The sequence below is a fragment of the Rhizobium sp. OAE497 genome (assembly GCF_040546565.1).
Taxonomy (GTDB): domain Bacteria; phylum Pseudomonadota; class Alphaproteobacteria; order Rhizobiales; family Rhizobiaceae; genus Rhizobium.
On record NZ_JBEPOA010000002.1, the window covers coordinates 1,129,053 to 1,140,163 of the forward strand.

7 protein-coding genes are annotated in these 11,111 nt (G+C 61.4%); 2 read left to right on the top strand and 5 right to left on the bottom strand.

The genetic code is table 11. The features are described from left to right. Nucleotides 1-34: 34 nt before the first annotated feature. Together rhaS and ABIE40_RS24870 are read right to left on the bottom strand one after the other, a co-directional pair. Nucleotides 35-1,030 (bottom strand): rhamnose ABC transporter substrate-binding protein, encoded by a 996-nt coding sequence (gene rhaS / locus ABIE40_RS24865; protein ID WP_112720560.1) that lies wholly within the window; start codon nucleotides 1,028-1,030, stop codon nucleotides 35-37. Between the two features lie 51 nt (nucleotides 1,031-1,081). Beyond that, nucleotides 1,082-1,894 (bottom strand): DeoR/GlpR family DNA-binding transcription regulator, encoded by an 813-nt coding sequence (locus ABIE40_RS24870; RefSeq protein WP_112720559.1) that lies wholly within the window; start codon nucleotides 1,892-1,894, stop codon nucleotides 1,082-1,084. Nucleotides 1,895-2,088: 194 nt separating this feature from the next. Here ABIE40_RS24870 and ABIE40_RS24875 point away from each other — a divergent pair, with 194 nt between their 5' ends. Next, complete coding sequence (locus tag ABIE40_RS24875; RefSeq protein WP_199628084.1) at nucleotides 2,089-4,185, top strand: bifunctional rhamnulose-1-phosphate aldolase/short-chain dehydrogenase; 2,097 nt, start codon at nucleotides 2,089-2,091, stop codon at nucleotides 4,183-4,185. 196 nt (nucleotides 4,186-4,381) lie between these two features. After that, entirely contained in the window at nucleotides 4,382-5,674 is a 1,293-nt protein-coding gene (gene rhaI, locus ABIE40_RS24880; RefSeq protein ID WP_112720557.1) for an L-rhamnose catabolism isomerase, read from the top strand. A 211-nt stretch (nucleotides 5,675-5,885) separates the two neighbouring features. On the opposite strand, the gene ABIE40_RS24885 is transcribed toward rhaI, so the two are convergent. Genes ABIE40_RS24885 through ABIE40_RS24895 form a run of 3 tightly spaced genes read right to left on the bottom strand, consistent with a single transcriptional unit; the run spans nucleotide 5,886 to nucleotide 11,098 of the window. Further along, complete coding sequence (locus ABIE40_RS24885; RefSeq protein ID WP_199628083.1) at nucleotides 5,886-7,628, bottom strand: poly(glycerol-phosphate) alpha-glucosyltransferase; 1,743 nt, start codon at nucleotides 7,626-7,628, stop codon at nucleotides 5,886-5,888. A gap of 3 nt (nucleotides 7,629-7,631) precedes the next feature. Continuing rightward, nucleotides 7,632-8,828: an HlyD family type I secretion periplasmic adaptor subunit gene (locus ABIE40_RS24890; protein WP_199628082.1), complete on the bottom strand. Its 1,197-nt coding sequence runs from the start codon at nucleotides 8,826-8,828 to the stop codon at nucleotides 7,632-7,634. After that, nucleotides 8,825-11,098 carry a type I secretion system permease/ATPase gene (locus tag ABIE40_RS24895; protein ID WP_199628081.1) on the bottom strand — a complete coding sequence of 758 codons (2,274 nt, stop codon included), beginning with the start codon at nucleotides 11,096-11,098 and terminating at the stop codon, nucleotides 8,825-8,827. The genes ABIE40_RS24890 and ABIE40_RS24895 overlap by 4 nt, the downstream gene beginning before the upstream one ends. Between the last annotated feature and the right edge of the window lie 13 nt (nucleotides 11,099-11,111).

Here is an 11,111-nt window from a genome sequence, read left to right on the forward strand (position 1 = left end):
TGGTGCCGCCGGGTGTCCGGATGTTTCCGAAAGATCAGAAGACCTTGGAGAACTGGTCGATGTTCGAAGCGTTGTAGACGAACGGATCGGACATGGCGGCTTCGCCCTTGTCGTCGATCTTGATTTTGCCCATGCGGCCGGCTTCGATTTCCGTGCCCGGCTTGCCGTCGGCATCACCCTTGACGAGGTGATAGGCGATCTGCGTTGCGGAATAGCCGAGGTCGATCGGGTTCCAGATCGCGAATTCCTTGGTCGCGCCAGACTTGATCGCGCCGGCCATTTCGGACGGCAGGCCGAGACCCGTCACGTAGACCTTGCCGACGAGGCCCTTGTCTTCGACAACCTTGGAAGCGGCGAGAACGCCGACCGTCGTCGGAGCGACGATGACCTTGACGTTCGGGTTGGACTTCAGGAGGCCTTCAGCTTCGCGGTAGGACTTGTCGGAGAGGTCATCGCCGTACACCGTGGTGACAAGGTTCAGGCCAGCGAAGTCCTTCAGCTGCTTCTTCATCTGGTCGATCCAGATGTTCTGGTTCGTCGAGGTCGTCGTTGCCGACAGGATGGCGAAATCGCCCTTGCCGCCTTCGAGGTGATCCTTGACGAGCGTCAGGCACATCTTGCCGATCAGCTCGTTGGACGACGGGTTCAGCTGCAGGATACGGCCTTCAGGTGCAACGCCGGAGTCCCAGGAGATGACCTTGATGCCGCGCTGTGCGGCCTTCTTGAGGGCCGGAACGACAGCGTCCGGATCGTTTGCCGAGATGGCGATCGCATCGACGCCCTGGGCGATCAGCGAGTTGATGACTTCGATCTGGCCTTCTGCGGTCGTCGAGGTCGGGCCGGTGTAAATCACTTCCACGCCGCCGAGTTCCTTGGCTGCTTCCTGCGCGCCCTTGTTGGCGGCGTCGAAGAAGCCGTTGCCCAGCGACTTCACGACGAGACCGATCTTGATGTCCTTGGCGCTGGCCGAGCCGGCCATCACGGCGACGGCAAATGCCACGCCGATTGCAAGTTTCTTTGCTAGTTTCATGCTTTCATCCTCCCACGTTGATTAAGTCTAACGACATCCGGCCGGCGCCCCTCAGGCGACCGACGAGGAATCCTCCCTTGCCGCCTGTGCGGCTGCGCTCGCGATCACGAGCTTGATACCTGCATCCTCGATCATGCGGACGGCCTCCTCCGGGATGCCATCGTCCGTGATGATCGTCGAAACGCGCTCGAGCGGGCACAGAATGAGGCTCGAGCGGCGGCGGAACTTGCTTGAATCGACCATGACGACGAGCTCGTCTGCCTGATGCATCAGCTTCTGTTCGCTTTGAATGATCTGCGCATCGGCTTCCATGATGCCGTGCGGGCCGACGCCCTGGGCACCGAAGAAGAAGCGGCGTGCATAGAAATGACGGATCGCGTCATTGTCGAAAGGCGACAGGATCAGGCTCTGCTCGCGATAGATCACGCCGCCCGGAACCGTCACCGTATTCTTCGAGTGCTTCACCAGATGTTCGGCGATCGCGAAGGAATTGGTCATCACCTGCATCCGGTGGCCGGACATGAAGTGAACCATCTGGAATGTCGTCGTGCCGCCGTTGATGATGATGGCGTCGCCGGGGTCGCAGAGATCAACGGCTGCGCGGGCAATTGCGCGTTTCTTATCGATATTGACTGATTCTGACACCCGGAACGGACGGCCTGCCAGATTGCCCAACTGCGGCGGGTGAACGGCCTCGGCGCCACCGCGCACGCGGCGGATCTTGCCCTGCACATGAAGGGCCGCAATGTCACGACGGATCGTGGCCTCGGAAGCCTCGGTCAGTTCAGCGATATCCTGAATCGTGACGACCGACTTTTCCTGTACCGCGCTCATGATGATGCGATGGCGTTCGCGTTCGTGCATTGGTTCCTCCGTGTCACATTTATTTCGTATCGGTTAAAAGCTGTCAATCAAAAACGATCAAGAAATTTCATACTGCGCTGCACAATAACTGTTTTTGATCGTTTTCGATTGACAACGCGCATTTTGATGAGCGATACCCGTCACGACAAGAGCGTGGATCTTTCTGCGCACAAGAACTCACATGGGAGGATGACATGGCGGCCAACGTCCGGCTTCTTGATAACCGTTGGGATGACAGTTACGCGGCGAAACTCGATGAGCCCGGCAAGCTGCTCTACCGCTCCAACCTCCTCGGCGCCGACAAGCGCATCACCAATTACGGCGGCGGCAACACCTCTGCGAAGGTGATGGAAACCGATCCGCTCAATGGCGAAAAGGTCAAGGTTCTCTGGGTGAAGGGCTCCGGCGGCGACGTCGGCACCATCAAGCTCGATGGCTTCGCGACACTCTATCAGGACAAGCTCGACTCGCTGAAGAGCATCTACAAGGGTGTCGAGGACGAAGACCGCATGGTCGGCTTCCTGCCGCATTGCACCTTCAACCTGAACTCCCGCGCTGCCTCGATCGATACGCCGCTGCACGGCTTCGTGCCGTTCACCCATGTCGATCACATGCATCCGGACGCGATCATCGCGATTGCCGCCTCCAAGAATTCCAGGGAATTGACGCAGCAGATCTTCGGCGCTGACATCGGCTGGCTGCCCTGGCGCCGTCCGGGCTTCCAGCTCGGCCTCGATCTCGAAGCCTTCGTCAAGGCCAACCCGAATGCCAAGGGCGTCGTCCTCGAAAGCCACGGCCTCTTCACCTGGGCGAACGATGCCAAGGCCTGCTACGAGCTGACGCTCGATATCATCAACAAGGCAATCGAGTGGTTCGCGCAGCAGACCGAAGGAAAGACGATCTTCGGCGGCGCGTCGACCGAGAGCCTGCCGGTTGCCGAGCGCCGCGCCATTGCTGCCCGCCTGATGCCGGAAATCCGCGGCCGCATCGGCAAGCAGGAGCGCAAGCTCGGTCATTTCGATGATCAGGACGCCGTGCTAGAATTCGTCAATTCGAAGAACCTGCGCCCGCTCGGCGCGCTCGGCACCAGCTGCCCCGACCATTTCCTGCGCACCAAGATCCGACCGCTGATCGTCGAATTCGATCCGGCAAAGCCCGATGTCGATGCCATCATCGCCGGTCTCGATGCGGCGCTGGAAGCCTACCGCGCCGACTACGCCCGCTATTACAATGACTGCAAGCACGACAATTCGCCCGCCATGCGCGATGCGAACCCGGTCATCTTCCTGGTGCCCGGCGTCGGCATGCTCTCCTTTGCCCGCGACAAGGCAACGGCCCGCATCGCCAGCGAGTTCTACGTCAACGCCATCAATGTCATGCGCGGCGCTTCGACGGTTTCCGAATATCAGGGCCTGCCGGAGCAGGAAGCCTTCGATATCGAATACTGGCTGCTTGAAGAAGCCAAGCTGCAGCGCATGCCGAAGCCGAAGAGCCTGGCCGGCAAGGTTGCCTTCGTCACCGGCGGCGCCGGTGGCATCGGCCGCGCAACGGCGGCCCGTCTGATGGGCGAGGGTGCCTGCGTGGTGCTCGCCGATATCGACGCCGAAGCGCTCTCTGCCGCCGAAGCCGATTTCGCCAAGAAGTACAGCGCCGACGCGGTTCGCAGCGTCAAGCTCGATGTCACCCGAGAAGATGCGGTCATCTCGGCCTTCGCCGAATCCTGCGTCGAATTCGGCGGTGTCGATATCCTCGTGTCCAATGCCGGCATCGCCTCCTCGGCGCCGATCGAAAGCACCGAGCTTTCGATGTGGAACAAGAACATCGATATTCTCGCGACCGGCTACTTCCTGGTATCGCGCGAAGCCTTCCGGCTGTTCCGCAAGCAGAACCTCGGCGGCAATGTCGTCTTCGTCGCCTCGAAGAACGGCCTTGCCTCGTCGCCGAATGCCGCCGCCTATTGCACGGCCAAGGCTGCCGAGATCCATCTCGCACGCTGCCTTGCGCTCGAAGGCGCGGAAGCCGGCATTCGCGTCAACACGGTCAACCCGGATGCGGTTCTGCGCGGCTCGAAGATCTGGAACGGCGAGTGGCGCGAACAGCGCGCGGCCTCCTCGAAGATCGAGGTGGACGATCTCGAGGAACATTACCGCAAGCGTTCGATGCTGAAGCTCAACGTCTTCCCGGAAGATATCGCCGAAGCCATCTACTTCCTGGCGTCCGATCTGTCGGCCAAGTCGACCGGCAACATCATCAACGTCGACGCCGGCAACGCACAGAGCTTCCCGCGGTAAGGCATGAGGTTCCCTTCTCCCCAGCGGGGAGAAGATGCCCGTCAGGGCAGATGAGGGGGATGCCGAGCAACGCGAGGCGTGCCTTGAGCGAATTGCGAAAGGCCAGAAGTGACGGTGCGGGTAGCCCCCTCATCCGACCCTTCGGGCCACCTTCTCCCCGAGGGGAGAAGGGAGGAATCGAGATCGGGAGGAAATCATGACTGAACAGAAGATCGCGCGGGATGTAATCGCGCAGCAGAACGACAAGCGCGCGGCCGCGCTGAAAGACGACTACGACGCGCTCGGCGCTACGCTTGCGCGCCGCGGCATCGATATCGAGAACGTCACCCGCAAGGTGTCCGAATTCTTCGTCGCCGTTCCCTCCTGGGGCGTCGGCACGGGCGGCACGCGCTTTGCACGCTTCCCCGGAACCGGTGAGCCGCGCGGCATCTTCGACAAGCTCGACGATTGCTCCGTCATCAACGAGCTGACGCGGGCGACGCCGAATGTCTCGCTGCATATTCCGTGGGACAAGGCCGATGCCAAGGAGCTGCGCGCCAAGGGCGATGCGCTCGGTCTCGGCTTCGATGCGATGAATTCCAACACCTTCTCGGACGCACCCGGCCAGAAGCATTCCTACAAATACGGTTCGCTCAGCCACACGGATGCGGCAACCCGCGCCCAGGCGGTCGAGCACAATCTCGAATGCATCGAGATCGGCAAGTCGATCGGCTCCAAGGCGCTGACCGTCTGGATCGGCGACGGCTCGAACTTCCCTGGCCAGAGCAATTTCACGAGGGCCTTCGAGCGCTATCTCTCCTCAATGGGCGACATCTACAAGGCGCTGCCGGACGACTGGAAGCTGTTCTCCGAGCACAAGATGTACGAGCCGGCCTTCTACTCGACCATCGTGCAGGATTGGGGCACCAACTACCTGATCGCCCAGACTCTCGGCCCCAAGGCGCAGTGCCTCGTCGACCTCGGCCACCACGCGCCGAACACCAATATCGAGATGATCGTCGCCCGGCTGATCCAGTTCGGAAAGCTCGGCGGCTTCCATTTCAACGACTCGAAATACGGCGACGATGACCTGGATGCCGGCTCGATCGAGCCCTACCGCCTGTTCCTCGTCTTCAACGAGCTTGTCGATGCCGAACAGCGCGGCGTCAACGACTTCAATCCGGCCCATATGATCGACCAGTCGCATAACGTCACCGATCCGATCGAGAGCCTGATCAACAGCGCCAACGAAATCCGACGCGCCTATGCCCAGGCCCTGCTCGTCGATCGCAAGGCGCTCGCCGGCTATCAGGATGAGAACGACGCGCTGATGGCGACCGAAACGCTGAAGCGCGCCTATCGCGCCGATGTCGAGCCGATCCTCGCCGAAGCCCGCCGCCGCGCCGGCGGCGCGATCGACCCGGTCGCGACCTACCGCGCCAGCGGCTACCGCAAGAAGGTATCGGCCGAGCGCCCGGCTTCGGCCGCAGGCGGTGGCGGCATCATCTAGGAAAGACTAGCCTCCCAAGGCTCGGCCGCTGCAGATCGATGCGGCGGCCGGAAGATTTCTAGAAAATAAGTTCAATATATCCGTCTAAGCCATTGAATATATTTCGACAAAGCGGAGCAGGCAAAAACGAAAAACTTTAAGACAATTTATCAAAAATGGCTGTTAAGCAGCTGTTTTTGAAGGCTTTATTCGTGATAAATGGCGTACGCTCTTACCCGGCAGGCTGCGCCTGTGGGTATTTTTCTGGAGCGCCGCGGTCTCCAGCGAGGCTGCGCTGGCCGAGAGCGACGATTGCCGCGGCTTCCAAGGCCTGCCGGCGATAGGCGATCAGTCCGGACAGGTAATGCTCGACATCGTCGATGCGCACCCGGAAGGCGTGATGGCGGATGAAGAATGAGCCTGCGATCCGTGCAGGGTTCTTCATGAACATTGCCAGTTCCGGCCAGAAGTGACCGTTCAGCAGATAGAGGGCCCGGCGTTCGAGGGCCGCGCCGAAACGGCTCCGGTCGATATCTCCGAGCAGATGCGCGTGTTCTCGATCACCTTCCAGCCGGGTCATCACCTGCCGAGACGCCATCATCAGCTCCAGCAGGGTGGGGAAGGTGGTGATCCGTTTGGCGACGAAATCCAGGTGACCGGCGACATTGGCAATCGCGAAGCGGTAGTAGTCCTCCCGCGGGCAATGGCGGGTGAGTTCGTTGGCGGCATAAGCCAGCCAGTGATCGTGATGCCTCTCATTGCCGGCTGCGATAAAATGCGAGAAGGCCCTCTGGGCCGCTGTCAGCAACGCCCTGTCTCCGGTGAGATCGTAAAGGCGCATCAACGCGAAGGCAGCCTCGCCCTCGTAATAGATCGTCCGGAACGCATCCTTGGTGGCGAGTGATGGGAAATGGAGAACGTGACGGAATGCGCCGCTCTCCGCGTCCTGCATGAAAGAGATCCCGGCTGCGAGCCGCGACATCAGCCCGTGATCAGCATCGCCGCTTTCCACCTCAGCCAGCTTGGCAAGCGCAAGGATCGCCAGCGCATTGCCACCCAGCTTGATCTCGGAATTCGCCTCGACCAGAAACGCGGCAGCGCGCCCGTCCGGCAAATCCGTGCGGACGATGAAATCTTCTCTCATGCGGGTCAGGGAACGCTCGATCGCGTCGCGCAACGACTGGCTGCGCGTGACTTCGTAAGCCTCGATCATCGCGTAAGTCGCGCTGGCTTGTCTGAGCGTATTGTAGCTATCGATGGTCCGGTCGAAGCATGGATGCAGGCCGTAGACGAAACGCCCGTCCGCACCGACCTGATCGGCGAGAAAATTGGATCCGGCCGCAATCAGCGAATTGAGCAACGGGATGCTCAGCGCATCGATAATACGTCGGCCGGCATTGCGGCCCGTCGGATAGAGATCGTGCAAGACACCATCGAAGAAGGCGCCCTTGCTGGTGAAGAGATGCACTGGCGTATCGTCACCAAAGGCAGGCAGGGGAGTGCGGGGGAAGCGGCTTTGAAAATAGGCGCGGAAGTTGCCCTCGTTGAATTCGGCCGTCGGATTATGATTGCCGCCATAGAGCATCGCATTGGCGTTCAGCTCCTGCTCAAGGAGGGCACGCTCGAAATTCTCATCGAAGCTGATGCCGAGCCGGAAATAGTTCCGCTTGGTGCCTGCGAGCATGCGGTGAAGCTCAGCAAAAGTCGTTGCATCGACGGCCATCGGCCAATCGATGCGGAGCCAGAAGTTCTCACCCGTTTGCTGCTCCGCAAGCTCGCGTATCGCCGCGACCCCGGCCTGCCAAACGGCGTCGAACGTTGCGCCACGCACCATCCGGACCGCCGCGCGCTCCTTGCCGGAGGAGAAGGAGATGAACAGCACGAAGGCAGGGTATGGGTGTTGAAGCTCCTGGCAGCCTCGCCGCACCTGCTCGCGCAGCGCCGCGAGATCGGCGTCGGAGATGAGCCCCATCATGCCTCAACGCTCTCGCATGGCTTCACGCGCCTTGTTGAAGGGCTTGATCAGATAATCGAGCACGCTCTTCTCGCCTGTATGGATGTCGACGGTTGCGATCATGCCCGGCGAGATCGGGAATTGCTTGCCGGCCGCGTTGCTCAGCGCATCCTTCTCGGTCTTCACGAAGACGCGATAATAGTAGATCTCGGGATCCACCTCGTCCTGGATCGTATCCGGCGAGATCGTCACGACCTTGCCCTCCAGGCCGCCATAGATTGCGTAGTCATAGGCGGTGATTTTCACCGTCGCCCGCTGATCCGGGTGCACGAAGGCAATATCGCGCGGTGACATGCGCGCTTCGATCATCAACTGATCGCCGAGCGGTATGATATCCATCAGCTTGCCGTTCGGCGGCACGACGCCGCCGATTGTCGAGACCTCGATATTCTTGACGATGCCGCGCACCGGCGAGCGCAGCGTCAGGCGCGCTAGGCTGTCGGAACGGCCCTTGATCACCGAGCGCAGCGAGGCGACGTCGGCATTCGCCTTTGAAAGCTGCTCGCGGGCCTCGACGACATATTGCGTCGTCGCCTCGACCTTCTTGAGCTCGAGTTCCGCCTGTTCGCGCTTCAGCCTGATGATCTCGACGCTGCTTGCCGCCCCCATCTCGCTCAGGCCTTCGTTGACGCTGAGTTCCTGGCGGCTGAGCGCCAGGGACTCGTCTAGCCATTTCAGCGTCTGTTTCAGGTTTCCAAGCCGCGCATCGTAGAGCTTGGTTTCGGTGGCAATCAGATCGGGATCGCTTTTCAGCTCGTCGGGAAAGACAAGCGGGGTCTGATTGACCTCTGCCGTCAGCCGCGCCGAGCTCGCCAGCGCTGCACGATATTTGGCCGTCGATTCACCGACATCGGATTCGGTCAGCGTCGGGTCGAGCTGTGCCAACAGCTGCCCGGCCTCGACGATCTGGTTCTCCTGAACCTTCAGCGTCGAGACGATACCGCCCTCCAGCGATTGAATGACCTGCTCGCGGCGGATCGGCACAACCTTGCCGTCGCCGGTCGAGACCTCGTCGAGAACAGCGAAATTCGCCCAGCCGATCGCCACGATGAGGAGCAGCAGGAAGAGCTTGACGACGCGCGTTGCCTTGGAGAGGCGGACGGCATCTTCGCCGCCGAAATGCCAGCTATCGTCGATGGCGCGGGAAAAGGAGGTGCTCATGGGCTGCTCCGCTCCTGAACAGGACGTTGCTCGAAGGCTCGCTCGAGGCGCTCGCGCTGGGCGATCGCCGTCTCTGGTGTCTGCGGCGGCGGTTCGCCTCTGAGAGCCCGCAACGCCTGCTCCTTCGGCGCGTCGAGCACGATCCGGCCCTGATCGAGCGCCACGACACGCTCGATCAGGTCGAGAACCCGCATCCGGTGCGTGGCGATCACCACCGTCTTGCCGCGGCACCAGGCGGAAAACCGCCGGATGAAGAGCCGCTCGGTCGCTTCGTCCATCGAGGCCGTCGGCTCGTCGAGGAGAACGACGGATGGGTTGCGGATCAGGAGCCGTGACAGGAGCAGCGCCTGCTGCTGGCCGCCGGAAAGACCTCGCCCGCCTTCATCGATCAGGTGATCGAGCCCCTTCGGCATCATGCGGATGAAGTCGTCGGCGCCGGTCATCTGGAGGGCATCAAGCAGCGCCTGCTGGGAGGCGCTTTGCGCACCGAGCAGGATGTTTTCGCGTATTGTGCCGTGAAACAGCCGCGAGTTCTGCGTCAGCAAACCGACTTCGCGGCGGAGATCGTTGGGATCGATCTGCTCCATGGCGAGATTGTCGATCAGCACCTCGCCGGAGGCGGGCTCGATCTGCCCTGACAAGGCCTGAAGCAAGGTCGATTTTCCCGCGCCGTTCTTCCCGAGCAGGGCAATCGTCTCGCCGGCATCGATCTTCAGTTCCGCCACCGAAAGCGCCGGCTTGCCGACGGGCTGGCCGTAATAATAGAGCGTATTGCTGAGCTGGTACTGCCCGAGCAGCGAGCCAACCGAGAGCCGCGTTTCCGCCGGCGGATGATCGACCGGCATCTTCATGATCGTATTGAGGCTCTGCAGCCCGAGCTTGGCATGCTGAAACCGGCTCAAGACCTGCGTCAGCTGCGCCATCGGCGCCATCATCCGCGAACCGAGGATCGAGCAGGCGACCAGAGAACCGGTGCTCATATCGCCCTTCATGACGATCGGCGCGCCGCAGAAGACGATGACGGCAAAGACGCTGGTCTGGATGCTGTGCCCCCAGCCGGTGAGGATGCTGGTGATGTAGCGCAGCCGGACCTGAGCATCGGCACTCGCCGTATTGAAGGTGTTCCACTTCTCCTGAAACACGCTTTCGGCCTGCAGCGCCTTGATATCCTCGATGCCCTGTACCGCCTCGACCAGCATGGCATTGCGCAGCGACGCCTCGCGCATCGCCTGGCCGGCGCATGCCCGCAGGCGGCGCTGGGCGAGCAATCCGGGAGCGATCATCAGCAGCAGCGCCACCGCGGGGATGACCGCAAGCCATCCGCCGATCAGCGCCATCAGCGCCAGGAAGAGGAAGAAGAAGGGGAGATCGGCGATCGCCGCGACGGTCGTCGAGGTAAAGAGATCGCGGACCTGTTCGAGATCGCGCAGCTGCGCGATGAAGGTTCCGGTCGCCTTCGGCCGGTTCTGGTTGCGCACCCGTAGTGCATGACCGAAGACCACGTCCGAAATCTTGATATCGGCGCGTTTTCCGAGCACGTCGATGATCAGCGTCCTCACCTTGCGCATGATGAAATCGAAGACCACGGCAAGCATCACACCGATGAACAGCACGACCAGCGTGCTCATCGAATTGGCGGGGACGACGCGGTCATAGACCTGCATCGAGAAGATCACGCCGGTCACCGAAAGAGCGTTGGCGATCAGCGAGGCAAGCAGCACATAGCCGTAGGGGCGAAGATCATTGAGCGCCAGCTTGCGGAACCAGCCATGCGTATCGGGCGCGATATAGGCATCCACCCGTTCGTCGGTCCGTGTGCGGGCGTCGCGCGCGATCAGCAGATGAGCAATACCATCCTGCAGATAGGATGTCTCGATCCACGTCCACTGGCCGTTATCCTCGGCAAAGGTGATCTTGGCCTCGCCATCCCTGATCTCGGTGATCAGGCCAACCGCGCCGCCCTTCAATTCCAAAAGTAACGGCAGGCGCCGGCCAGTGATGCCGCTGACCACCGGTTCAACCGGCTTCACATCCAGGCCGAAGCGGCGGGCGAGCTTCTCGATGCGGCGCAACGGCGACGCCGTCTCCTGCATGATCGGCAGATAGCTGTTGGCAGACCGGGAATGCGTGATGCCGTAATGCTGCGCAAGCCTGCCGACAATCTCGATCCAGCGCAGGCCGCGCGGATCATCTGCTGTGTTCGGTGCGACTGCGGCCGTGGCCCCGCTTCGCTGTTCGAATGCTGCGGGAGTGTCGTCTGCAAGAGCCATCGGCGATCTCCTA

What these genes read in the sequence shown, in the direction of transcription:
- rhaS (WP_112720560.1), bottom strand. Translation starts at nt 1,030, where the DNA reads ATGAAACTAGCAAAGAAACTTGCAATCGGCGTGGCATTTGCCGTCGCC.
- ABIE40_RS24870 (WP_112720559.1), bottom strand. Translation starts at nt 1,894, where the DNA reads ATGCACGAACGCGAACGCCATCGCATCATCATGAGCGCGGTACAGGAA.
- ABIE40_RS24875 (WP_199628084.1), top strand. Translation starts at nt 2,089, where the DNA reads ATGGCGGCCAACGTCCGGCTTCTTGATAACCGTTGGGATGACAGTTAC.
- rhaI (WP_112720557.1), top strand. Translation starts at nt 4,382, where the DNA reads ATGACTGAACAGAAGATCGCGCGGGATGTAATCGCGCAGCAGAACGAC.
- ABIE40_RS24885 (WP_199628083.1), bottom strand. Translation starts at nt 7,628, where the DNA reads ATGATGGGGCTCATCTCCGACGCCGATCTCGCGGCGCTGCGCGAGCAG.
- ABIE40_RS24890 (WP_199628082.1), bottom strand. Translation starts at nt 8,828, where the DNA reads ATGAGCACCTCCTTTTCCCGCGCCATCGACGATAGCTGGCATTTCGGC.
- ABIE40_RS24895 (WP_199628081.1), bottom strand. Translation starts at nt 11,098, where the DNA reads ATGGCTCTTGCAGACGACACTCCCGCAGCATTCGAACAGCGAAGCGGG.